The sequence below is a fragment of the Alteromonas sp. WD8-37 genome, assembly GCF_055326825.1.
Genome location: NZ_JBUZOV010000003.1, coordinates 137,405 through 160,839 on the forward strand (window position 1 = coordinate 137,405; position 23,435 = coordinate 160,839).

Sequence of the window (23,435 nt, forward strand, 5' to 3'; positions counted from 1 at the left end):
TATCCTTGCTGTGGCGCACCGGCATAGCGGCCTAGTAGCGCCGAAGATTAAGGTTGAACAATGTCCTGCCAGGGCACCCGCTGGTCGCCCATCACCACAAAATCCGGGTTTTCCAGTGTGCGGCGCTGATTGTAAGTCAGCGGCTCAAAGGTGGTGGCCAGAATTTTTCCGCCGGCTTCTTCCACAATGCATTGGGAGGCCCCGGTATCCCATTCGCCGGTGATGCCAATACGCATAAACACATCGGCTTTACCTTCGGCAATAAAACAGGATTTGAGCGAGCAGCTGCCCAGCGGCAGGGTTTGGTAGATACGTTTGGCAGTCATGCGCGACATGATTTTTTCACGCGACTGGCGCCGGCTGATGGCAATCATCACCACCGAATTATGTGGGTCAGCCAATTTGCGTACATGAATGCGCTTGTGTTCATCCGGGCATTCTTTAAAGGCGCCCTGGCCTTTACTGGCATAATAAAGAGACTGCCCGGGTGGCCAGAAAATCACCCCGATGATGGGCTCATTGTTTTCAATCAGCGCAATATTGATGGCAAAGTCGCCGCTGCGGGCGATAAATTCCTGGGTGCCATCAATGGGATCAATCAGCCAGTAGCGCGGCCAGGACTTGCGCTCTTCTAAGCTGGCATGTTTGTTTTCTTCTGACAAGATCGGGATGTGCGGGGTGGCGGCTTTGAGCCGCTGGGTAATGATATCATTGGCCCGGTAATCCGCGCTGGTCACCGGCGAATCATCGTCTTTATGGTAGGCGTCAAAATCGCCGGTGTCATAGATAGACAACACCTCTTTGCCCGCTTCAATGGCCACTTCTTTGGCCAGGGCTAATAGGGTATGTATATCATCCTGTGCCATGGGTTATTGCTCCTTCAGCCATTGCTGCGCTAAAAACAGCGCCGCAATACAACGTGCTTCAATAAAATCATTTCGCGCCAGCAGGCTGGCTGCATCGCTCATTTTCCAGCGAACCACTTCGAGCGGCTCGGGCTCATCACCTTCTAATTGCTGAGGATACAAATCCCGGGCCACCACGATCCGCATTTCGGAATTAAAAAAGTTAGGTGCCATATTGACCTTGTGGATCTCATGCAGCGTATCCGCGCCAAAACCGGCTTCTTCCTGTAATTCGCGATTGGCGGCTTGCACCGCATTTTCGCCCGGATCGATCAAACCTTTGGGAAACCCCAACTGATAAGAATGGTTACCTGCGGCATACTCACGCACCAGCAACATGGTATCGTCATCCAGCATCGGCACAATCATCACGGCCCCCCGGCTGGTACCCGCCATGCGTTCAAACTGGCGGGTGGCGCCGTTGGAAAACTCCAGATCCAGCCGTTCCACCTTAAATAACCGGCTTTGGGCAACAATTTCGCGATGATGAATGTGTGGTAATGCTTTTGCGGGCTCTTTTTTATTCATACTGATCGTGACTGTTGTTCGCTATGATAAGATTAGTGTAAAGCTTAACGTATGAGAAGGAAACGCGTTTGCCAAATCTGCCCTGGCACCAGATCGACACTGTCTTACTGGATATGGACGGTACTCTGCTGGACTTGCATTTTGACAGCCACTTTTGGCTGCACCACCTGCCTGCTGCGGTGGCCGCGCAAACTAATCAATCCCTGACGGACTGCAAAGCCAGCCTTCGCCAGCATTATCAGCGGGTAGCCGGCACCCTTAATTGGTACTGCCTGGATTATTGGGCCACCCAGTTGCAGGTGGATATCATGGCGCTGAAACAGCAGCTGACCCATCTTATCCGCCTGCGTCCTGACACCGGGCCGTTTTTATCTGCTTTGCAGCAAGCCGGCAAGCAACTTATTCTCGTCACCAACGCACATCCTGCTAATTTAGCGCTCAAACTTGAGCACACCCAGCTGGATGTGCACATTGATACGTTAATTTCGACCCATGAGTTTGGTGTGCCCAAAGAATCCCAGGCATTATGGCAACAGTTGCAGGCCGCGCATCCGTTTGACCCGCAGCGCACCTTGTTTGTGGATGATAATCAGGCCATTTTGCAGGCCGCCCGGGAATTTGGCATTGCCCATCTGCTGGCGGTGGCTAACCCGGATAGTCAGCTGCCGGCTGTACATATTGAGCAATTTGCCGCCACCACCGACTTCCGCCAGCTGGTACCGGCCATTAACGCCGGTACTTTGGATGGGGGCAGCCAATGATCACCTGTCATGTGGGCTCAGCCAACCCGGTCAAAGTCAATGCCACTCGCCAGGCGCTTAGCGCTAACACTGGCCAGCCGGTCACAGTGACCTCTTGGTCCGCACCTAGCGGCGTACCCGACCAGCCGCTCAGTGAAGCTGATACCCGCCAGGGTGCCATTAATCGCGTACAACACTGCCTTGAAGCGGCCGGCCCTCAGGCTCGGGCACACGACTGGTTTGTGGCCATTGAAGGCGGTGCCGCGGCATTTACCGATGGCCCGGCTACCTTTGCCTATGTAGCCATTTATCATCACCAGCAATGGGCGATAGGGCGCAGTGCCAACCTGCCGCTACCACCGGCGGTGTTTAGCGCACTGCAACAGGGCGAAGAATTAGGGACAGTCATGGACCGAGTGTTTGGCACCACCAATATCAAACAGCAAGGCGGCGCCATCGGCCTGCTAACCAACCATCTGGCCACCCGGCAAAGTGTGTATGAACTGGCGCTGATTTTAGCATTAGCAAAGTTTAATCATTCAGACATGTATGCTGGCATGTAATTTTATTCATTCGGCAGCATGAAAATTTTCCTGTCTGCGCCTGCAAATTTACCGCTTTGGGGCTGAAGCTCGCGCCAAAGCGGTGCTAGTCAAAAAGCTTATTTTTCTGATTTTTCTTGAGTTTTATGTAGATTTCAGGGGCTGGCAGCGATGTTGCACCTGCTGTAAGAACATTCGTTCAAACCAGGAGGCATCACATGTCAAAAACGGTTGAAACTATCAATCCTGCAACCGAAGAAACGCTAAAGTCTTACACTCTGTTAAGCACTGACGAAGCCAAACAGGCGGTCGATAATGCGCACCAGGCATACACCAGCTGGCGCAAAACCGCGCTGGAAGAACGAAGCAAACTGCTGCATGCACTGGCCGATAAAATTGATGAACGGGCCGATGAGATTGTTGAGCTGATGATTAATGAGATGGGTAAGGTTAAGGCCCAGGGTTATCAGGAAGTTGAATTGTGTGCAGCCATCTGCCGTTATACTGCTGATAATGCTCCAGAGCAGTTGGCCGATGAAAAACGTTCCTATGATGGTGGTAATGCTATAGTGACCTACCAGCCCATCGGTGTGGTGCTGGGGATCCAGCCGTGGAACTTCCCACTGTATCAGGTCATTCGTTACAGTGTGCCAAACGTAATGGCGGGCAACACTACCGTATTGAAACACGCCGACAATGTGTTTGGTATGGCTGCCATGATCCAGGAGCTGTACGAACAAGCCGGCTTTCCCAAAAATGTATACCAGTCGCTGCACATCAGTGGCGAAACCGCCAGTGAACTGATTCAGCATGAACATGTGCGCGGTGTGACCTTTACCGGTTCGGACAAAGTCGGTAAAAAAGTCGCTGAAAATGCCGGTAGCCAGTCGAAGAAGACCGTACTGGAGCTGGGCAGTAATGATGCCTTTGTGGTACTTGAAGATGCCGACTTAAAAGTAGCGGTACAAGCTTGTGTGCAGGGCCGGGTTATCAACAATGGTGAAACTTGCGTCTCAGCTAAGCGCTTTATCATTGCTGACAAGGTCTATGACCAGTTCAAACAAGCTTTTGTGGCTGAATTTGAAAAACTGAAAGTGGGCGACCCACGAGACGAAAACACTGATGTCGGGCCCATGGCACGTAAAGACTTGCGCGACAAGCTACACGATCAGGTCAGAGAATCGATTGAAAATGGCGCAACCTGCACTATGGGTGGGGATATCACCAGCGGCAGTGGCTATTTTTACCCGCTGACAATCTTAGAAGACGTGGTGCCTGGCATGCCAGCCTACGACGACGAACTGTTTGGTCCGGTGGCTTCGTTTATTCGTGCCAAAGATGATGCCGATGCCATGCGAATTGCCAACGATTCACGCTATGGCCTGGGTGGCGGTATCTTCTCCAAAGACGAAGAACGCGCTATCGAACTCGCCCGCAGTGAATTTGATACCGGTATGGTAAATATCAACGGCTATTCACTGGCCCAGCCTAACCTGCCATTTGGCGGGGTGAAAGACAGCGGCTATGGGCGCGAACATGGCGGCTTTGGCATTAAAGAGTTTGTAAATGTCAAAACCATCTTCATCGCCGAATAAGGGTGTGTGAGTAAGTAAAAGCGGGTATTAGCCCGCTTTTTTTTGCGCAGTGTTTTATTAAAGCTCTCTGTTGCCGGTAGTGTCTTTTGAAAGGTATAGGGTTATAACTTAAACCGGGTATAACCCTCGGCATCTGGCTGACCAAAAAAGCGCGCGGCCTGGTGCACTTCTTCAGGCAGGTCAGCATCAGGTTTAAAGCGCCCCTCAACTGAGAATTGGGCAGGTTGGGGGGTAAATTGCGCCTGCATGGACAAGCCCAGCTTGTTGGGTGGGGTCACGGCGACTAAAAAATCCCCGTCCGCACAGCCTAAAGTGGCATTGTAGGTGCCAAAGCTGATGGGCCCTTGCGTGCCGGCTACTGCTGCATTAAGCCAGCTGCCCTGACCATCTAAGGTGTCACAGCGCCCGGCGTATTCGAGCTCGTTGATACGCAATTTAAAGCGTCCTGAGGCATTCACCGGCAAGGGTAGCGGAACCTGCGCCAAGACCTGGTCCACCGGCAGGTACAGAGTAAAGTCGCTCGCCGCGAATCTGTCTTGGCTAAACAAACCGGTACTGACCGGGCCATTGAATGAGACCGCTTCGGCGCTGCGCATATTGCCACCTTGCAGGGTAGCGCGCACAGTACCGGTCAGCAGTGCCAGAGGATGTAACTGCCAGCGCACATTGTCGACGGGCAGGCCATTGATCCGCACCTGCTGAGCGCGGCCCTGCCACAAGGTGCCATCAATGCCATACACTTGCACATTGGCCGGTAGCGGCAAGCGACTGGTGACCTGGCTGGCCGGAAGATACATAATAAGAAAAAATACAAAGGCACAGAGACCGGCCAGGCACCAGGCTAATTTGGCTTTCATGCAGTTCCCAATTGTAATCGGCGAATTTTCACCAGACCCGGGGCGCTGGCTTCGGTAACGTCCAGTTGCAGCACGCTAATGCCGCGCTGCTCCAGCTGGTGTAAAAAGCTCACCACCGCGTTGAACGGCGCTTCTTCAATCCACACCTGCAGCTCGTCATTGGCCGGCTGCATCCGTGATACCGGAATGCCTTGTTGCGCTGCTGCCTGGCTGACCGCCTGCGCCAGGGAGCCGGTAAAACGGGCACTGCTGGCGCCACTGCCGCGCAACTGGGCGGCCCGGGCGGCTTTTTCCTGCACCCAGCTAAGCAATTCCTGCTGGCTTTGCTGGCGCAGCTGGGCCTGCGCCACACTGTGGCTAAGCGGCGCCCAGATAGCAAAATAGAATAAGGCCACCACCACCATGACGCCGGCGGCCAGCACCATCTTTTGTTCGCGCTCGCTCAGGCTGCGAAATTTTTCACGGATTGTGTTCATGACTGGCTCCGAATGATCACATTGCCAATAACAGTCTCATCGCGGTTATTGATCGCCCCTTGCTCGACACTAAACCCCGCCTGCTCGGCTTCGCGACGAAATTGTTCCAGTGCCGCAAAATTTTGCGCCACAGCCTGCAGCCGGATTTCGGTACGGTTGGCATCAAAGCGCAGGGTTTGCGGACGTACCTGAGCGCCGCTAAAGGCCGGGCGCAGCTGATCCAGCATCACCAGCATGGAGGTGCCGCCACCGGTTTGCTGCATCTGGCGCAACTGCGCAGAAATGGTGCGACGCACATCGCGATAAGCGCCCAGGTCAGGAAAGCCTTGTTTAACCGCGGCATCGATCCGTGCACTAAGCGCTGCATTTTGTTGCTCAAGCTGATACAGGGTGACCGATTTTTCCACCAGCGCTGTGATCAATACCAGCGCGGCCAGGCCGGCAGCCAGCCGCCACTGGCGCAAAGCTCCGGTACGCTGGCGTTTAACCTTGTATTCGCCCTGCAATAAGTTGTGTTCGCGTTTGACCGCTTCGCGGGCCAGCACCTGCATGGGCAATTCCAGTGGTGCGCTGGCCAGCTCAATATTGGGCAGCTCGCTGGTATCGGCCTCGGTGTAGGTGGTCACCAGGACCGGTTCGCTGTGTTGTTTGGTCAGATGGGCAAAGGCCGGTTTGATCCAGCTCGATTCGCCTTGCAGGCCTTGCCACTGGGCATTGCGTAGCAACCACTCATCGTTAACCGCCAGCAGGCTCCAGCCCTCGGGGGTAGACGGCACCGCCAGTACATCGGGCAACAGGGTGTCACAATATAAGCCGGCATCGGCCAGCCAGCGCTGCCAGGTATCGAGCAGCTCGCGGCGCACCACAGCCACTGCCTGTTCGTTTTCAACCCGCGGCCCCAGCGCAAAAAACTGTTCACTGATGTCGGCAGCCAGCTCATCTTCCAGCATAAACGGAATCGCGCTGATGATTTTGCGCCCGGCGCGGGGCGGCAGGGTGACCCAGGTTAAGAGGATATCACTGGCTGGTGCCAGTACGATGGCACTGTGCTGGCCGGTGCGTTCCGGCAAGGAAGCCAGCGCGGCAGCATCGGGCAGCTCGCCGGAGGCTCTGACTTCATCCTGGCTGGAATCATACACCACCCATTGCACCGGGGCTTTGTCATGTGCGCCCACGCGCACCACCAGCTGTTCCATTAATCGACTCCTAAAAACTCGCGGCGTAATATTGTGGCCGGTGCCGCTTCGCTGGCCTGCAGTACCGAGGTCATGGTAAAGGAAGCGGCATTGTAACTGGCCTTAGTATGCAACAAAAAGTAGCTGCTGGTAACCGTAAACCAGCTGCGCCGGCTATCGTCCAGATTCAGCGCGGCCACCGCCGGTTCGGCCAAAAAGTCGGCCGCTTCTTCCCAGCCTTCTGGCGGGCGGCTGTTGATCACATCCTGGGCTTGCGCCAGGCTTAGCCCGGTAGCCCCGGCCAGCACCGCAGCGCGCGCTTCGGTGATGGTGTTTACATTGAGTGCCAATTCGGTCTGGCCGGGGATCACACATACCAGCGGCAGTAACTGGCGTAGCCAGGCGGGGGCTACGCCATGGATCAGACGTAATTCGGATTGTGCGGTCAGCAGCGCATTGGCAGCCAGATAGGGCGGTTGCTTGGCTTCATATTCGCTGTCCTCGGCACCGTACGGGCGAACCTGACTGTCGCTGTCCAGCCAGTCGGCCAGGCTGTCGCGCAGGGTATCGGCTTCATAGCTGCTGATCTCCAGCTCACTGGCCAGCAACATCTGATGAAACGCCGCCATGCCGGTACTGGGTTCATCGCCCTGCGCGGACTCGCCTAACACCGCGTTAAGATTAAAACAGCTTTGCATGTCTTCCAGCCGGGCTTCAATGCTGCCATTGGGTACCGGGTAGGCAAACGGCTGCGCCCAGGGCTGATCCAGCGCTATCTTATCGGCAGTTTGCTCAAACAGGGTTTTCAGTGACTGACGGGCAAAGGCCTCGGCGCCCATGGCATACCAGTAGGCCTGGTTATTGTCTTTAAGATTGGCAGTGCGCTGCACCTGCAGCTGTAAGCGGGTTGCCATTTCGGTGGCCAGAATGGTGACCAGCGCCACAATCATCAGCACGATCAATAATGCAACGCCGCCCTGGCGGGGGCGCTGAGGCAGCCGGCGGCTCATGGCTGACCCTCCTGCAACGCAAATTCCCGCCGGATCAGGCCAAATTCTTCGGTGGTAAATTCAATCGCCACCGCCAGTGGCAGGGTCGCGCCCACATAGCTTTCCTGCCAGGCAAATTGCGGCTGGTCAAAATTACCGGCAGCATTGCCATCGGCCACATAGAACTCAACATTAAGGTCACTAACACCGTCAAGCAGCGGTCGCACCATAGGCTCATAGCCAATGACATTGTCCACATAGTTACCGTGTAGCCGTTCTAAGATGTTGTCGTTGAGTCGGTATGCCACAAATTGCTGGGTACTGCGCGGCAGTAGTAACTGCGGGTTTTGCCAGCCGCCACGCACAAAGGCAATGCCATCGGCGTCACTGTCTTCGCTAACGCCACCTTTCATCACTATCTCGCGGGCTTCGCCTTCCACCCGCACCGGGCGGGCAATGGCCTGAAGCATGTCACGTTCAATGGTCAGCATGGCGCGCTGCAAATGCTGCAGACGGGCAAAGCGTTCTTCAGACAGCTCATTGCTGTCGATGACCGCAGTGAGTACCGCCGTGGAGGCCACGCCGATAAGCGCAAAGATGGCCATAGCCACCATGATTTCAATTAAGGTAAACCCGCGCTGCTTAGTCATCTCCATCCTCATCGCGAGCACCGCGCGGTGGCGGCGGGCTGACGAAGGTGGTGACACTGGTAATGCTGGTGCTGTAGCTGCTGTCCAGCCCCACCACAATTTCCACCTGGCGCAGTTTGTCATCGTTGGTTTTGTTCACCAGTTGTTGCCAGTACCAGGTGCGGTCGGCCATCTCGGTCTCGCCGCGAGCATTGTTTTTTGGTGGCCAGGTGGTGGCTAGCTGTAGTTGGTTCAAGCGGTTATTGGCCACCCAGGTGGCAAAGGTGATCTCTTCGATGCTGCCCACGCTGGCCAGATGTTCAGAGGCTGCTTTCATCACTGCGGTGCCGGTGATAGCAAAGATCAACAAGGCCACCATCACTTCCAACAGGGTCATGCCCTGTTGACCGGGCCCGCGCGTCATTGAGGCACCTGGGGCAGCGGCCCGGTCAGCGCCAGAGGCGGCACATCCTGGTTAGTCAGCTGATAGTAAGCCGGTGCATCGGCACCAAAGCGCGGCTCATAATGAAAAGTCAGTACAAATGGGGTGATTTCACCGCTGGACATGATCAGCACCTGTGGCGGTGGCAGCTGGCGGGCCTGCTCATCGCCGATACTGGTCTGGCTGTCATCCAGAGAAAAATTTTCGTCAAAGACCTCGCGGTCCAGCAATAGCTGGTCCTGATCCCAGGGTAAATCATCCAGGTTCAGGGAAAAAAAGAACGGCTCGGGCAGGGTCTGGGCGGCATAGGCTTTGCTGCCGGTGAGGCGTTGCCAGCGGTCATCGTCGTCCAGATAAACAAAATAATATTCGTTGGCCTCCGGCTCAAAGCGGATCCCCAATTGCTGCTGGTTCATCACCGCATAATCGGCGGCCATGTCGGTTACCACCTGCAGCCGGCGAGCGTGGCGTTCTAACTCTTCGGTTGGCGTGCTGCCAAACGCATTAAAGACAACATAGCCCACTGCCAGGCCCATGAGCAGCAGCACCAACATGACTTCAAGTAATGTGAACCCGCCGCTGCGCGTGCCCGCAAGCGGGCGCCACCGGGCTGCTGCCTGTCTTTGCATCTTGATTACAGGTATTCGTTCATGTTCCAGTTGCCGATATCATCTTCGGTGCCCATTTGCATATCCGGGCCGGCCGAATAAATATCTACCGCCGCCATCTCACCCGGGCTTAGCAGCTGATACGGCTGGCCCCACGGGTCTTCGGGCAGACGTTTGATGAAGCCTTCGCGCGGATAGCTGCGTGGGATAGGCTCAATGGTCGGCTCAGACACCAGTGCTTCCAAACCTTGCTCAGTGGTAGGAAAGCGGTTGGTTTTCAATTTGTACATTTCCAGCGCACTTTCTAGCTGCTGGATATCCACCGCGGCTTTTTTCAGTTGCGCTTCTTCCTGGTTACCCAAAATTGCGGGGGCTACCATTGAGGCCATGATGCCGATAATAAGCAGCACCACCATTACTTCAATTAACGAGAAACCGCGTGCGCGGGTAGGGGTCTTCATTACACATTCACCATATTATTTAATGCTAAGATTGGCTGTAGAATTGCCAGTACAATAAACAATACTACGCCTGCCATGGTTACAATCAAGAGGGGCTCAAACACCTTGAGCGACACACTGACCAGCGACTCAAATTCCCGGTCCTGATTATCGGCTGCCCGGGCCAGCATATTTTGTAACTCGCCGGATTTTTCACCCGAAGCAATCATATGCATCATCATCGGCGGAAAAATCCCGGTATTATCCAGCGCGGCGCGCAGGCTGCTACCTTCTTTGACATTCACCGTTGCCGCGGCAATTTGTTGTTTGATGTGGCGGTTTTCCAGCACATCACCGGCAATCCGCATGGCTTCAAGCAGCGGTACCGCACTGGCGGTCAAAATACTTAAGGTGCGGGCAAAGCGCGCGGTATTTAAGCCCTTTGATACCTTACCCAACAGCGGTAGCGACAGAACGACGCGGTGCCAACGCAGCCGCAGTGCCGGTTGTTGCAACACCCGCTGGATCGCAACTGCCAGCAGCATCAATGCCAGGAATAAAAACAAACCGTAGTTTTGCAACCACTCGCTGACCCCAATCAACACCTGAGTGATGGTGGGCAGATCTTGGCCCATATGATCAAACTGGCCAACAATTTTGGGCACCACCACGGTGAGCAATAACAGTACAATGCCGATGGCAAAAAACATCATCAGCGACGGATAAACCATGGCCTGGATGATTTGACTGCGGGTTTGCTGACGCCGTTCGGTGTAGTCGGCCAGCCGGTTGAGAACGGTATCCAGGTGGCCGGATTTTTCACCGGCCGCCACCATGGCCCGGTACAGATCATCAAATACCGACGGAAATTCGCTCATGGCATCGGCCAGGCCGTGGCCTTCCACCACTTTACTGCGCACCGCCATCATCATATTGCGGTGCGCTGGCTTGGAGTTTTGCTCGGCCACTGCCAGCAAGGCTTCTTCAATAGGCAGGGCGGATTCCACCAGGGTGGCCATTTGCCGGGTGATCAATGCCAGTTCGGCGGCAGAGACCCGCGGCCCGCGCAAACGAAAGCGCTGTTTGCCGGCTTTTTGTTTGTCGGCAACCTGTTCTACCTGAACTGGGATCAGGCCTTTTTCACGCAACTGTTGGCGTACCTGACGCGCATTATCCGCCTCCAATACGCCGTTATTGGTTTTGCCTTGCTGGGTGACTGCCTGATACGAAAATGCTGCCATCGCTTAGTCTTCCCGCGTGACCCGCAGCACTTCCTCCAGCGAGGTCATGCCGGCCAGCACCTTGCGACAGCCATCTTCGCGAATACTGGGGGTAGATTTACGCACATAGCGTTCGATGGCTTGTTCACCCTTGCCTTCATGCATCATGTCGCGGATGGTTTCATCAATTTGCAGCAATTCGTGAATGCCGGTCCGGCCACGATAACCAGTCTGGTTGCACGCGGCACAGCCTTTGGGCGCATAAATATCCGGATAGGAGGACAAGTCGGCCACACCCAGAACCTGGGCTTCCTGCGCGCTAGGCTTATGCGGCTGTTTACACTCCGGGCACAGGGTGCGCACCAGGCGCTGGGATAAAACAGCCAGCAGGCTGGAGGATAATAAAAATGGCTCAATGCCCATGTCTTCCAGGCGGGTAATGGCGCCGGCTGCGGTATTGGTGTGCAGGGTGGAGAGCACTAAGTGGCCGGTCAAACTGGCTTGCACGCCAATGTGCGCGGTTTCCACATCACGAATTTCCCCGACCATCACCACATCCGGGTCCTGACGCAAGATAGCGCGAAGGCCCCGGGCAAAGGTCATATCCACCCGAGGGTTAACCTGGGTCTGGCCAATGCCGGCCAGATCAAACTCAATGGGGTCTTCGACGGTTAAAATATTGCGGTCTTTGCTATTAATTTCCGACAACCCGGCATACAGGGTGGTACTTTTTCCCGAGCCAGTGGGGCCGGTGACCAGAATGATGCCGTGGGGTTTGCGGATCAGCTCGGAAAACACATCGCGGTTGGCCTTAGTCATGCCCAAATCGGTCAGATTCAGCCGGGCATTGTTTTTATCCAGCAAACGCAATACCACCCGCTCGCCGTGACTGGAGGGCATGGTAGACACCCGCACATCCACCGCGCGACCGGCAATACGCAAAGTAATGCGGCCATCCTGCGGTACCCGTTTTTCGGCAATATCCAGCTTGGCCATCACCTTGATGCGCGACACCAGCATTGACGACAGTTTGCGATTGGGGCGTAAGATTTCGCGTAACACGCCATCCACCCGAAAACGCACAATCAGCTGATTCTCAAAAGTTTCGATGTGGATGTCCGAGGCCCCCTCTTTGATGGCCTCGCCCAGCATCGCGTTGATGAGCTTGATGATGGGGGCATCATCTTCGCTGTCGAGCAAATCTTCGGTATCAGGCAGCTCATCGGCCAGCGCAAACAAATCGCTCTCGTTGCCCAAATCTTCCATCAGCTGTTTGGCCGCTGAGGAATCACGCTGAAACGCCTGGGTCAGCAGGTGATCGAACTGTTCATCCTCAATCTCGCTTAAGCTGAACGGCTCGCCCCAAAAGCGGCGCACCTCGGCAAACACCGTAAACGGGGTTTGCGCGGTGTAGTATAAAGTGGCTGGCTCGGTATTGGTTTCCAGCAGCACCCGGTTGCGCTTGGCAAAGCCAAAGCTTAACTGGCGCGGGCCGCCGTCGACCACTTCGGTGGCATCGTCTAAGGCGTTTTCCTGGGCATCCAGTGCCGCCTGCTGCAATTGGGCGTCATCGGTGTGCATACTCAGTCATCGTCCTTGCTGTCTTTTTCCAGAATGTATTCTTCAAATGACGGCGGCAGGCTCAAGGCATCATCCCATTCTGGCATGGTGGGCTGCTCATCTTCATTCAGGAACGACTCGCCACGCTGCTGATGACGCAACTGCTGGGCGCGAATATAATTGTATTTGCGATGACTGATCTGGTTCATAGTCACACCGTCGCGCACAATCTTGGGGCGTAAAAACACCATCAGATTACGCTTGCGAGTGCTGGTGGAAGTGGTTTTGAACAGGTTGCCCAGCACCGGGATATCCCCCAGCAGTGGCACCTTGGACACACTTTCCTGTACATCTTCGTCAATCAGGCCGCCCAGCACGATGGTGCCGCCATCATCCACAATTACCGTGGTTTTGATTTGACGCTTGTTAATCGAAATGTCTACTGAGGTCGCGCCACTGACACTGGAGACTTCCTGCTCGATGGTCAGCTGGACCGCATCACCTTCATTGATTTGCGGGGTCACTTTCAGTTTTACCCCCACTTCCTGACGCTCGACAGTCTGAAACGGATTGGCATTGTTATCACCAGTGGTGGTGCCGGTGATTACCGGGACTTCCTGGCCGACGATGAAGAAGGCTTCTTCATTATCCATGGTGGTCAGGTGTGGCGTGGCCAGCACGTTGGAGTTGGTGTCGGTGCTTACTGCCTGAACCACTGCGCCCCAGCCATTTTCAATGACCCCGGCAATCAGGCCGTTGGCCCCGCTCAGCAGGTTGGCCAGCGGCGTCAGGTTGCCTTCCACGGTGCGGCGGGTAGGAATGGCATCGCCATCACCGTCAAAGGTCACTTCGCTAACCTCACGATCTTCGGCCTGACGCAAGGCCACACCCAGTGCACCTACAGGCACCACACCATTATTAAACTGGGTGCCGCCGCCTTCTTCGGTCACCCACTGCACACCCAGTGTGGTGCCGTCACCTTCAAACACTTCAACGATAATCGCTTCTACCTGCACCTGCGCCCGGCGCACATCCAGCTGGCGAATAACATCTTCCAGTGACTGCATCATATCCGGCTCGGCGGTGATGACCACGGCATTAGAGTCCTCGTGGGCATCGATGGAGATATCCCGGTTGGCGCCCACCGTCCGGCGCGTGGTATTGCCGCCGGTATTTTCCTCAGCCTGAATGCTGGCAGAGACGCCCTGTAATACCTTCACCATGTCTTCGGCTTTGGCGTAATTTAAGAAAATCACGCGGGTGTTGCCGTTGGTTTCCAGCTCCTGGTCCATACGCTTGATAAGATTAACAATGCGGCTGCGCGCTTTTTCATCGCCACTGACAATCACCGAGTTGGTGCGATCGTCCGCCACTGCACGCGGCGCAGATTTGGCGTTGGCCGCGGCTTTGCCCTGGGAATTGTTGATGCTATCCACGATGCGCACCATCTCCGAGGCCGATGCATAGCGCAGCTTCACAATCTCAACTTCTTCGTCACCGGCCTGGTCCACCCGTTCGATGATTTCCACCAGGCGATTCACCACTGCCGCCCGGCCGGTCAGCATCATCACATTGGATGGGTCGTGGCTGACCACGTTGCCGCCACCGGCCTGATCATTGAGCTGGCGTAAGATGGGAGCCAGTTCGCGCACCGGCACATTGTATACCGGCACCACCCGGGTGATCATTTCATCGCCATCGCGCAGCGCGCCTTCCACCACCGGGATATTAGAGTGTTTAGCATCTTTAGAGCGCACCACTTTGAGCACACCGTTGGGCATTTCCACCACGGCAAAATCGTACACCTGCAGCACATTTAAAAAGAACTGGTAGTACTGTTCTTCATCCAGCATGTCGTAGCTGCGCACGCTGATTTTGCCGCGCACATTAGGGTCGACAATGATGGTGCGTTCCAGGTTTTTGCCCACAATGCTAATAAATTCATTGATATCGGTGTCTTTAAAATTCGGCATGTACTCAGCCGCGGTGACCGACAGACTCAGGCTCAGCAGCGCTGCGCAGGCCGCGGCGGTCAGTTTGGTAAGCAGGGTGCGATGTGCGTGCCTCATGGTTTTATTCCTGTTTTTATTCTGCACCGGCTTCTGGCATGTCCAGGTATACCGTGATGTATTCGCCGTCACGATCCAGTGTCAGCTCAATAGACTGAGCATTGCGCAATTCGTTCATTGCCGTCATGGTTTGCTGGGTATCGGTCAGGTCATAGCCGTTGATCTGGAGGATAATATCGCCGCTTTTGAGCCCGGCGGCCTCGAACAGCGTGGGCTTATTGCCAGGTTGCACCTGGTAGCCCATTAAGTTGCCATCTTCGCCGGTTTTCGGCGAAATAGCGATAAAATCGGTAAAACTGGCAGGTTGTTCGCGCAGCTGATTAGTGGCCTCGATGGCGTCATTGTCCAACTGGCGGGCGTCATCCTGGCTGGCGTTGCGGCCGGCCTGGGCATTGCTGGGCGTCATTCGGCTGGCTGGACGGGCCGGTGGCGTTTGCTGACGCTGGCGGTTGGCCTGGTCATAATCCACGCCCTCCAGCATCAGGGTTTCGTGGCGGCTGCCATTTTTAATAATCACTCTATCAGCCTGCACCTGATGCAGGGTGACATTGGTACCCTCTATTTTCTCACCCAGCCCGTATACCATTTGAGTGCCGCGGTTTTCGATAATCGCCGCAGCCTGAGCCACAATGGAACTGGCCACTACTCCGGTCAGAGTCAGATTAAGGGTGGTTTGCGGCGCATCGGTGACTTCTTGCTGAACCGGTTGCGGGGTCGCGTTATACTCACCAAACAGGTTTAACTGTTGTATTTGGGCCACACTGACCCCACGTTGGCCTGCAGATGAGCCAGTGGTGGGCATGGCGCGAGATGTCGGCGCGGTCGGCGCTTCCGGGGCGGGCACCAGTTGCCACACCAGGCGGGCCGCAAAGGCCAGTAGGTACAGGCTTAACAGCACAACAGCCAGCCGGCGCAGCCAGGCTTGATGGCGCACCAGGGTAGTGGTGAAAGCGTGATGATTGAATTTGTCGAATGTCATGCTGTCAACGAGGTACTGCTTTTAATAGTTAATATAGGGTAAACCGTACGTGAGCCGACCCATCATAGCCTAGTCGGTGCAAGACCCACAACACTAAAACGAAAGAGTGACGAATTTAATACATGAGCCAGTCTAGACAAGGGACCGAGCCGCAAAATGTGCGTCTCGACAAATGGTTGTGGGCCGCTCGGTTTTTCAAAACCCGGGCGCTGGCCCGCGAAATGGTGCAGGCCGGTAAAGTCCAGTACAACGGTCAGCGCAGCAAACCCGGCAAAGCTGTGGAAGTGGGAGCCATGATCTCGTTACCAGCTGGCTGGGACAATAAGGAAGTGGAGGTGTTGCAGCTGCACGATAAACGTCAAAGCGCGCCGCTGGCGCAGCAGCTGTATGTCGAAACCGAACAAAGTGTGGCTCGCCGTGAAGCCAACCAGGAAGCCCGCCGGCTCAGTGCGTTTCATAATCCCAAACCCGATGGCCGGCCGGATAAAAAACAACGGCGCGAAATCATTAAACTTAAACATAGCTGATGCCAGCAGGAATTATTTTCTATGATGCAATTTGATCAACTTCACCGCTTTTTAATCAACAAAGCCAATGTGCGCGGCGAGCTGGCGCGGCTGGACGACAGTCTGCAGCACATTGTGCACAGTTACGAGTACCCGGTGCAGGTGCAGCGCTTATTGGGCGAGATGGCCGCCGCCACCTGTCTGCTGACCGCCATTTTAAAATTTAAAGGCGAGATTGGCCTGCAGGTACAAAGCCAGGGCGCTGTCAGCTATGCAGTGGTCAATGCTACCCATGAGCATACTTTACGCGGTGTGGCGCGTTGGGATGAGTCGCTGGCCAGTCTGCCGGAAAGCTTTAGCGAATTGGTGGAAAAAGGCGTACTGGTGATCACCATCACCCCGCAGGATGGCGAACGCTATCAGGGGGTCGTAGCCCTGGATAAGCCGACGTTGGCCGAATGTCTGGAAGCCTATTTTGCCCAATCAGAGCAGCTGGCCACCACTGTGATGCTGCATACTGATTTAAGCGACCCGGAGCACAGCAAAGCCGCCGGCCTGCTGCTGCAGGTGATGCCGACTCAGGCCGCCAATACCAATGTGACGCAGGACACCGAATTTGAGCATCTGAGCAAACTGACCGAAACCCTGACCACTGAAGAGATGTTTGCGCTGCCGGTGGAAGATATTCTGTATCGCCTGTATCACCAGGAAGAAGTGGAGCTGTTTGAGCCCCACGCCATCCGCTTTGCCTGCAGCTGCTCTAAACAGCGCTCGGCCGAGGCCCTGCGCAATGTGGAAAAAGCCGAGCTGCTGCAGATTATCGAAGAAGAAGGCGCGGTAAAAATGAATTGTCAGTACTGCCATACCGAATATCGCTTCGATACCATCGACGTGGAGGCAATTCATGCCGGTCATTTTGATGCCGCGCCGGATCCGCAGTAAGGCTTAAAACTGGTAGTTAAGCTGGGCTTGGTAGCGGGTAAACTGCTCGCTACCGGCCACCCGTGATACCTGCCAGGTCAGGGTCCAGTCCCGGGCCATAAAATGGCTGGCTTGAAGCGACCATTGGGTGACCGGATCACGATCGTACTGGTTCACTGCACTGGCCACTTCCAGCTGCAACTTCGTTTGCCCGCCAAGATACCAATAGCCGCCCAGTCGGGGCTTCAGATACGGCTGTATCTGCTCATCATCAGCAGCCAGCCCGATGCCGGCTTCGGCATAAAACAACATCGTCTCGCCCAGCGCCTGGCTGAAACCGGCTGAGGCTTCTGCTCGCGCCACCAACTGGCGGGCCAGCGAGCGATCAAATACTCTGTCCAGGCCCACTTCAAGGCCACTGGATACATCGCCCCACAGCGGGTTGTAGGTCACTCGCGAATGCATCTGGTACACCATCAAATGATCCAGCAGCACGCGTTGCTGGGCGGGGATCCAGCTGACCTGAGTATCGCCCAGTACCAGCGAGGTCTCGCCGTTGAAGTTGCGATTATCGGCAAACATCGGGTTGGCTACCGGAAAATAACGCAGGGTCACTGCATCGGCGCCATAGCCGGTATCCCAGCCCACCGCCAGCAAGGCTTCTTTGTTGTTATTGGTCGGATTTTTATATTGGGTAACATCTAGCGCCAGGTGCGCAAAGCGTTCGGCCTGGTGCTGTAAGTGCTGTTGATTGGTGCGATAGGTTTCGGGTGTGATGCGGCCGCGCTGAAACGCCAGCTGGCTCAGGCTGCGGGCATACTCATAGGCGACAAAATCCTGCGCATCGGGTGTTGCAGCCCAGGCCGGCAACTGGCCATCCAATACTTGCCGGGTAAGGTCGGCCCGGGTGTGGGCATCGAGCATCGGATGCAGAGCCTGAACCTGCCATTTGGTGGCTGGCAATAAGCGGGCCTCGGCAATCAGTTGATGAGTGCGGGCAAAGCGCACCACATCGGCCGGGGTCGCCAGCCGATCAGTTGCGGCGATTTGTTGGGGCGCGGCCAGAGCCAGCAACAATTGTGTGACACTGGCACAGTTATAGGTGGCAAAAAAATAGTCGGGTTGAAAGCGGCCCAGCTCCCAAACCATGTCTCGAATAATGTCTCGCGCCAGCGCATCGGTCTGTAGCCGGTATTCCCACACATTGCGTTGCTCAACCTGGCGATAATGCCGGGCAATGGGCGCATACGGGGCCACCTGAAAAATGCCGGGCTTGCCCCACACCAGAGTATCCAGCATCAGTTGTGGAATATTAAGAGTATCCAGCTGGGTAAAAAAGGTAATGCCATGCTGCACTGGGAGCTGCTGATCATTCTGGCCGTCAAAGCGCAGCATGATATGGCCCATCATGGAGCTGGCCGAGGTCACATTTTCTGCGGCAAATACCAGATACAGATCATCCGCCGGCACTTTTTGCCGGTATTGCTGATAATCAGGGCAGGGCACTAATGACAGCGCGCCGGCGGCCAGGCTCAGCGCATGTTCAAGCAAGCGCTTGCGGGCGGGGTACTGGCAGGCTTGCCGTGGCGTGCGATAAATGGCGTCAACCGTAGCATCCAGTTCGCCAGCCAGTGAAAACGGCTGGCTCAGATACCCCCGGTAGTTAGGGTTTATCGGGGCATCACTGCGCACTTGCAAAATCGCCTGCCAGGGCGCACTGGCGGCAAAATTCTGATTGTGCAGCTGCTCCAGTGCCTGGGTCATTGCAGGGCGCTCGGCGGCACCGGCTGCGACGATCAGGCTACAGTAAAAACACAAAAAGGAAGCCCACAGGCTTCCTTTGTTTTTCATTCCGGGCATGTTCCTTAGCTACAAGGAACAGTCACAGAATCCTGGTAACGCCACATTTTGTCAGTACCGTAGTCGGTGGATGAACCAAATACGCCACCACTTAACAGGTTAACAAAAAAGGCCGTTTCCACTTCTTTGGTCAACGCCACATCTGAACAGTTGGCTTCCTGGGCTACTAAGATTTTGTCTTTGTTTTCTTTAGTGACCGTCACCACACCAGGTACCGTTTGGTTGGTACCGTCAACGGCGATGGTGGTTTGCTGACCGTTAGACGTGGTCACATTCAGTTTGTGGGTGTCTTCAGTCAAAATGCTGGCACAGCCAGAGGTCAAAACAGCAGAAGCAAGGATAAGTCCAAGTACTTTTTTCATTATATTCCCTTAAAATTTTAATGCCTTAGTTGGCAGGCAGCAAAACTTTACCCGATTTTAAGCAGGCATTCTATAAAAATTAGGGAAAGGGTGATCTGTTTGCCAAGTGTTTAAGTAGCGCGTGAGGTTGATGAAAAATTCATTCTATGCAGCAAACATTAAATTTTAAAACCAACTGCATAAGGCCGGCGTATATTATTTCGGCACTGAATATTCGCTGTCGGCGATGTTCTTGCCATTCCTTCGTTTGTCACTTTCTCATGGTGATGAGTTTTAGCCCGTCAATCCGTTGGCGGGCTTTTTTTGCGCTTATTCGTAGGCGCCGCTGGCGTAAGTCAGTTCATAGCTGTGGCTGTAAATTTCCAGAATATTGCCGAACGGGTCTTCCATATAAATCATCCGATACGGCTTTTCGCCCGGGTAATAATAGCGCGGCTCTGGCATGCGGCGCTTGCCGCCGGCTGCTTCAATGCGCTCGGCCAGGCCTTCCACATCTGGGTCCTGCACACAAAAATGAAAGATGCCGGTTTTCCAGTATTCAAAGTTATTGTCCGGGTTTTCCTGACCTTTAAACTGAAAAATCTCCAGGCCAATCTTATCGGCCGTGGATAAGTGGGCAATCTTAAATTCGCCCCAGCCCGGGCCGAACACATCGGTACACATCTGGCCGATGGGGCTGTCGTCTTCTTCGATGGTGGTGGGTTTCATGATCTGATACCAGCCCAACACCTCGGTGTAAAATTTAACCGCGGCCTCGATGTCCGGGACCGAAATACCAATGTGAGAAAATGTACGGGGATACGGCATTTGCATAGTGATACCTAGTTGGTTGAAAACACACTATGCAGCTTAGTCCGGCTAGGCTAATATGTGAAATTATCAGTTATTTTAAATTTGATAACATATTGTTATGAAGTTAAACCCAATCTGGCTGAAAACCTTTCGCACCCTGGTCGACACCGGCCATTTTACCCGTACTGCCGAGCGGTTGTTTATGACCCAGCCCGGGGTGTCACAGCACATTCAAAAACTTGAAGTCGCCTGTGAATACGCGCTGATCAGTCGCAATGGCCGCAGCTTCAGTGTCACTGCGCAGGGTGAAACTTTATATCGCTATGCTTGCGAGCTGGAAACAGCCGAGCAGCAGTTGCTGGCACGGTTAGGCGAAGATGATCCCCATCGCGGGCTGTGCCGCATAGGGTGTTCCGGCGCCAGCGCAGTCCGCCTGTACCGCCCCTTGCTCGCCTGGCAGCAACAGCATCCGGGGTTGGTGATTCATATGCAGGCCGCACCGTATCGCAGCATTGTGCAGCAAATTGGGGATGGCACGATTGATTTAGGCATTGTCACTGAGCCGCCCGATCCGCAGCATTTTACCGCCCAACCCATTGGCTGCGAAGCCATCGCCATCATTGTACCGGCCGCCAAGCCGCAGGGGGCACAGCCGTTGGCTGATTATCTGCAGCAACTGGGCATGATCCGACATCCGGATAGCGATTATTATATCACCCACTATTTGCAGCGCAGTGAGTCTGCCATATTGCGGGAGGTGCCGTTTCAGCGCATTCCCACCCGCAGTTTTATCAATCAGATCCATGATATTTTACTGCCGGTGGCCATGGGCCTGGGGTTTGCGGTGTTGCCGCGCAGTGTGATGGACACCTGCAGTTATCGGGATGAGTTGTCGGTGATGGGCAATATGCCGTTGATTGATGAGCCCTTGTATCTGATTCATCGCAAAGATCGCCAGCTGGCGGCGCGGTTTGAGGCGCTTAACCCCGTTCTCGCACACCATCTGGCGTAGCTCAGTGCTTGTATAAGGCCGTGACAAGGCGGTCACGGCCAGGATGGCGGTTAATGGCGCTCATCAGAGGGCGCGTAACGCTCCAGCCAGTGGGCATAAGGCGCCGGCATTACCCATGACGGGGTAGTCTGATTTAACTGCTTGGCCGCAAAATAGGTCCAGTGCGGGTTGGTCAGGTGCATCCGGCCAACCATCACCACATCCAGCTGCTCATTTTCTACAGTATCATTGGCTAGCTCCGGCGTATCCACACCCCAGGCAGTGGCCACCGGAATATCCGCCTGGTCACGCACCTGCTTAGCAATAGGCGCTAAAAAGGCCGGGCCCCACGGGATATTGGCTTCTGGAGTATTAAAGCCCATGCTGACACTGATAAAGTCCGCGCCGCCTTGCTTAAACTGGCGCACCAAGTCAATCGACTCGGCCAGGGTCTGCTCATCATTGCCATCATATTCAATCACGCCAAAGCGGATGGTCAGCGGCAGATGCTCCGGCCACACTTCGCGCACCGCAACCAGGGTTTCTAACAAAAAGCGGCCACGGCCGGCAGCATCGCCGCCGTATTCATCGGTACGCTTGTTAGCATGCGGCGAAAAGAAGCTTTGCGCCAGGTAGCCGTGGGCAAAATGCAACTCCAGCCATTCAAACCCGGCTTCCAGCGCCCGCTTGGTGCCGGCCACAAAATCTGCCTTAACCCGTTCGATGTCGGCTTTGGTCATGGCTTTGGGCGTGCGCGATAGATGCGCGCCAAATGCCTCGGCCGACGGGCCGATGGGTTCCCACGCATTGGGCTGATCCGCCGGAATATGATCATCGCCTTCCCACGGACGGTTGGCACTGGCTTTACGCCCGGCGTGAGCGAGCTGAATTCCGGCCACAGCGCCCTGGTCTTTGATGCGCTGGGCAATATTTTTAAGCCCCGCGGTGTGCTCGTCTTTCCAGATGCCCAGGCAGTTGGGGGTAATACGCCCTTCAGGCGAGACGGCAGTGGCCTCGACAATTACCAGACCGGCACCGCCGCGGGCAAATGAGGCATAGTTGGCTTCGTGCCACTGATTGGTGAAGCCGTCTTCTGCGCTGTACTGGCACATCGGCGGCACTGCCACGCGGTTGCGCAAGGTCACATCTTTTAGGGTGTAGCTGTCAAATAATGCAGACATAGTGGCTCCAGAATAAACCAAAATAAGCGCCAGCCGGGGGTACCGGTTGGCATAAAACAGATCCCGTCATTACTGCTGACGGCTGCTACCCAAGGTGAGGATGGTTTATACTAAGAAAAATGAATGTTTTGAATAAAGACTATTTAAAAATTGAATATCGCAAATAAAGACTTCAATCTGCTGTATTTATTCACGGTGCTGTATGAAGAGCGCAGCCTGAGCCGGGCGGCAGTGCGCATGAATCTTAGCCAGCCAGCGCTGAGCCACAAACTCAAAAAACTGCGCCACGAATTTGCAGATACCCTGTTTGTGCGCACCGGCCATGGTCTGGCTCCCACGCCCAAAGCCGTTAGCATGGCGCAACATATCTGTGCGCTGGTCAAATCGCTGGAGCGCTTTTATGTCGAAGCCCATGACGACAACTTTTTAGCCCGCGACGATACCATTACCCTCTACACCACCGATTTTATTGAGTTTATGCTGCTGCCGCAGCTCATTCCCCTGTTGCAGGCGCAGGCCCCCAATGTTCGCCTGGTTACTCGCAATACCGGCGGCCAGCTGCCACTTAAAGCTTTGGAAAATGGGGATTGTGATATTGCCATCGCTGGCTTTTATCAGCATCTGCCGGAGCATTTTTTTCGCCAGGGACTGGCGGCTTACGAGTTTGTGGTGCTTAGCGACCAGGCCAATACCAGTTGGGGCCAGGCCCAGACCCTGGCCAACTTTACTGCCTGTCAGCATGTGGTGACCACCTTGAGTGGCGATTTACGCGGTATTGTGGACAGCGCACTGCGTGACTGCGGGCAACAGCGCCAGGTGGTGGCAGGCGCAGCCAGCTTTTTTACCCTGCCCTATGTGGTGCAGGGGTCCCAGTTGTTGCTGACATGTTTAAAGCCGATTGCTGATCATCTGTGTAATGCGCATACCAGCTTGGCTCAGCATCCGGCCCCGGTGCCGCTGCCAGCCGCCCGCATTGAGCAGGTGTGGCACCCGCGAACCGCCGAAGATCCACTGCTGCGCTGGCTGCGCGGCCAAATCAAAACCGCGCTGGGCGGCGCAGCCGCTTAG

25 protein-coding genes are annotated in these 23,435 nt (G+C 55.1%); 7 read left to right on the top strand and 18 right to left on the bottom strand.

Annotation, left to right across the window (positions count from 1 at the left end):
- Nucleotides 1-47: 47 nt before the first annotated feature.
- Nucleotides 48-866, bottom strand: coding sequence for a 3'(2'),5'-bisphosphate nucleotidase CysQ (cysQ, locus tag ACTUJZ_RS09540; protein ID WP_463636078.1), 819 nt, complete (start codon nucleotides 864-866; stop codon nucleotides 48-50).
- 3 nt (nucleotides 867-869) lie between these two features.
- On the bottom strand, nucleotides 870-1,433 hold the full coding sequence (gene nudE / locus ACTUJZ_RS09545) for an ADP compounds hydrolase NudE (protein ID WP_463636079.1): 564 nt from the start codon (nucleotides 1,431-1,433) through the stop codon (nucleotides 870-872).
- A gap of 68 nt (nucleotides 1,434-1,501) precedes the next feature.
- Here nudE and yrfG point away from each other — a divergent pair, with 68 nt between their 5' ends.
- The 3 genes from yrfG to ACTUJZ_RS09560 all read left to right on the top strand — a co-directional run bounded on the left by yrfG (nucleotide 1,502) and on the right by ACTUJZ_RS09560 (nucleotide 4,310).
- The gene (gene yrfG / locus ACTUJZ_RS09550) at nucleotides 1,502-2,194 is read left to right on the top strand and encodes a GMP/IMP nucleotidase (protein ID WP_463636080.1); all 693 of its coding nucleotides are present in this window, start codon (nucleotides 1,502-1,504) and stop codon (nucleotides 2,192-2,194) included.
- Nucleotides 2,191-2,736 carry an inosine/xanthosine triphosphatase gene (gene yjjX, locus ACTUJZ_RS09555; protein WP_463636081.1) on the top strand — a complete coding sequence of 182 codons (546 nt, stop codon included), beginning with the start codon at nucleotides 2,191-2,193 and terminating at the stop codon, nucleotides 2,734-2,736. Before yrfG ends, yjjX begins: the two co-directional genes overlap by 4 nt.
- Before the next feature lie 197 nt (nucleotides 2,737-2,933).
- Nucleotides 2,934-4,310 (top strand): NAD-dependent succinate-semialdehyde dehydrogenase, encoded by a 1,377-nt coding sequence (locus tag ACTUJZ_RS09560; protein ID WP_463636082.1) that lies wholly within the window; start codon nucleotides 2,934-2,936, stop codon nucleotides 4,308-4,310.
- Nucleotides 4,311-4,411: 101 nt separating this feature from the next.
- On the opposite strand, the gene ACTUJZ_RS09565 is transcribed toward ACTUJZ_RS09560, so the two are convergent.
- From ACTUJZ_RS09565 to gspC, 12 genes are read right to left on the bottom strand one after another with little or no spacing between them, the layout of a single operon-like run.
- Nucleotides 4,412-5,167, bottom strand: coding sequence for a type II secretion system protein N (locus ACTUJZ_RS09565; protein WP_463636083.1), 756 nt, complete (start codon nucleotides 5,165-5,167; stop codon nucleotides 4,412-4,414).
- Complete coding sequence (gspM, locus tag ACTUJZ_RS09570) at nucleotides 5,164-5,643, bottom strand: type II secretion system protein GspM (protein WP_463636084.1); 480 nt, start codon at nucleotides 5,641-5,643, stop codon at nucleotides 5,164-5,166. The genes ACTUJZ_RS09565 and gspM overlap by 4 nt, the downstream gene beginning before the upstream one ends.
- Nucleotides 5,640-6,839 carry a type II secretion system protein GspL gene (gene gspL / locus ACTUJZ_RS09575; RefSeq protein WP_463636085.1) on the bottom strand — a complete coding sequence of 400 codons (1,200 nt, stop codon included), beginning with the start codon at nucleotides 6,837-6,839 and terminating at the stop codon, nucleotides 5,640-5,642. Before gspL ends, gspM begins: the two co-directional genes overlap by 4 nt.
- Nucleotides 6,839-7,828 (bottom strand): type II secretion system minor pseudopilin GspK, encoded by a 990-nt coding sequence (gene gspK / locus ACTUJZ_RS09580; RefSeq protein WP_463636086.1) that lies wholly within the window; start codon nucleotides 7,826-7,828, stop codon nucleotides 6,839-6,841. Before gspK ends, gspL begins: the two co-directional genes overlap by 1 nt.
- Nucleotides 7,825-8,457: a type II secretion system minor pseudopilin GspJ gene (gspJ, locus tag ACTUJZ_RS09585; protein WP_463636087.1), complete on the bottom strand. Its 633-nt coding sequence runs from the start codon at nucleotides 8,455-8,457 to the stop codon at nucleotides 7,825-7,827. Before gspJ ends, gspK begins: the two co-directional genes overlap by 4 nt.
- On the bottom strand, nucleotides 8,450-8,860 hold the full coding sequence (gene gspI, locus ACTUJZ_RS09590; RefSeq protein ID WP_463636088.1) for a type II secretion system minor pseudopilin GspI: 411 nt from the start codon (nucleotides 8,858-8,860) through the stop codon (nucleotides 8,450-8,452). The genes gspJ and gspI overlap by 8 nt, the downstream gene beginning before the upstream one ends.
- A complete protein-coding gene (gene gspH / locus ACTUJZ_RS09595) occupies nucleotides 8,857-9,507 on the bottom strand; it encodes a type II secretion system minor pseudopilin GspH (RefSeq protein ID WP_463636089.1) in 651 nt (216 codons plus the stop codon). Before gspH ends, gspI begins: the two co-directional genes overlap by 4 nt.
- Before the next feature lie 5 nt (nucleotides 9,508-9,512).
- Nucleotides 9,513-9,947 (bottom strand): type II secretion system major pseudopilin GspG, encoded by a 435-nt coding sequence (gspG, locus tag ACTUJZ_RS09600; RefSeq protein WP_463636090.1) that lies wholly within the window; start codon nucleotides 9,945-9,947, stop codon nucleotides 9,513-9,515.
- On the bottom strand, nucleotides 9,947-11,167 hold the full coding sequence (gene gspF / locus ACTUJZ_RS09605) for a type II secretion system inner membrane protein GspF (RefSeq protein WP_463636091.1): 1,221 nt from the start codon (nucleotides 11,165-11,167) through the stop codon (nucleotides 9,947-9,949). The genes gspG and gspF overlap by 1 nt, the downstream gene beginning before the upstream one ends.
- A gap of 3 nt (nucleotides 11,168-11,170) precedes the next feature.
- Nucleotides 11,171-12,727 (bottom strand): type II secretion system ATPase GspE, encoded by a 1,557-nt coding sequence (gspE, locus tag ACTUJZ_RS09610; protein ID WP_463636092.1) that lies wholly within the window; start codon nucleotides 12,725-12,727, stop codon nucleotides 11,171-11,173.
- A 2-nt stretch (nucleotides 12,728-12,729) separates the two neighbouring features.
- On the bottom strand, nucleotides 12,730-14,775 hold the full coding sequence (gspD, locus tag ACTUJZ_RS09615; RefSeq protein ID WP_463636093.1) for a type II secretion system secretin GspD: 2,046 nt from the start codon (nucleotides 14,773-14,775) through the stop codon (nucleotides 12,730-12,732).
- A 16-nt stretch (nucleotides 14,776-14,791) separates the two neighbouring features.
- Nucleotides 14,792-15,754, bottom strand: a complete 963-nt coding sequence (gene gspC, locus ACTUJZ_RS09620; RefSeq protein WP_463636094.1) for a type II secretion system protein GspC — start codon at nucleotides 15,752-15,754, stop codon at nucleotides 14,792-14,794.
- Between the two features lie 122 nt (nucleotides 15,755-15,876).
- On the opposite strand from gspC, the gene hslR reads away from it, so the two are divergent.
- Entirely contained in the window at nucleotides 15,877-16,281 is a 405-nt protein-coding gene (gene hslR, locus ACTUJZ_RS09625) for a ribosome-associated heat shock protein Hsp15 (protein ID WP_463636095.1), read from the top strand.
- 21 nt (nucleotides 16,282-16,302) lie between these two features.
- Nucleotides 16,303-17,202 carry an Hsp33 family molecular chaperone HslO gene (hslO, locus tag ACTUJZ_RS09630; protein ID WP_463636096.1) on the top strand — a complete coding sequence of 300 codons (900 nt, stop codon included), beginning with the start codon at nucleotides 16,303-16,305 and terminating at the stop codon, nucleotides 17,200-17,202.
- 3 nt (nucleotides 17,203-17,205) lie between these two features.
- Here hslO and ACTUJZ_RS09635 read toward each other — a convergent pair whose 3' ends face one another.
- The 3 genes from ACTUJZ_RS09635 to ACTUJZ_RS09645 form a co-directional block, all read right to left on the bottom strand.
- Entirely contained in the window at nucleotides 17,206-19,032 is a 1,827-nt protein-coding gene (locus tag ACTUJZ_RS09635; protein ID WP_463636097.1) for a lipoprotein N-acyltransferase Lnb domain-containing protein, read from the bottom strand.
- 14 nt (nucleotides 19,033-19,046) lie between these two features.
- On the bottom strand, nucleotides 19,047-19,403 hold the full coding sequence (locus ACTUJZ_RS09640) for an adenosine deaminase (protein WP_463636098.1): 357 nt from the start codon (nucleotides 19,401-19,403) through the stop codon (nucleotides 19,047-19,049).
- Nucleotides 19,404-19,712: 309 nt separating this feature from the next.
- Nucleotides 19,713-20,216 carry a lactoylglutathione lyase family protein gene (locus tag ACTUJZ_RS09645; RefSeq protein WP_463636099.1) on the bottom strand — a complete coding sequence of 168 codons (504 nt, stop codon included), beginning with the start codon at nucleotides 20,214-20,216 and terminating at the stop codon, nucleotides 19,713-19,715.
- A 97-nt stretch (nucleotides 20,217-20,313) separates the two neighbouring features.
- On the opposite strand from ACTUJZ_RS09645, the gene ACTUJZ_RS09650 reads away from it, so the two are divergent.
- A complete protein-coding gene (locus ACTUJZ_RS09650) occupies nucleotides 20,314-21,207 on the top strand; it encodes a LysR family transcriptional regulator (protein WP_463636100.1) in 894 nt (297 codons plus the stop codon).
- A 50-nt stretch (nucleotides 21,208-21,257) separates the two neighbouring features.
- On the opposite strand, the gene ACTUJZ_RS09655 is transcribed toward ACTUJZ_RS09650, so the two are convergent.
- Complete coding sequence (locus tag ACTUJZ_RS09655) at nucleotides 21,258-22,367, bottom strand: NADH:flavin oxidoreductase/NADH oxidase (RefSeq protein ID WP_463636101.1); 1,110 nt, start codon at nucleotides 22,365-22,367, stop codon at nucleotides 21,258-21,260.
- 150 nt (nucleotides 22,368-22,517) lie between these two features.
- Here ACTUJZ_RS09655 and ACTUJZ_RS09660 point away from each other — a divergent pair, with 150 nt between their 5' ends.
- Nucleotides 22,518-23,435 carry a LysR family transcriptional regulator gene (locus tag ACTUJZ_RS09660; RefSeq protein WP_463636102.1) on the top strand — a complete coding sequence of 306 codons (918 nt, stop codon included), beginning with the start codon at nucleotides 22,518-22,520 and terminating at the stop codon, nucleotides 23,433-23,435.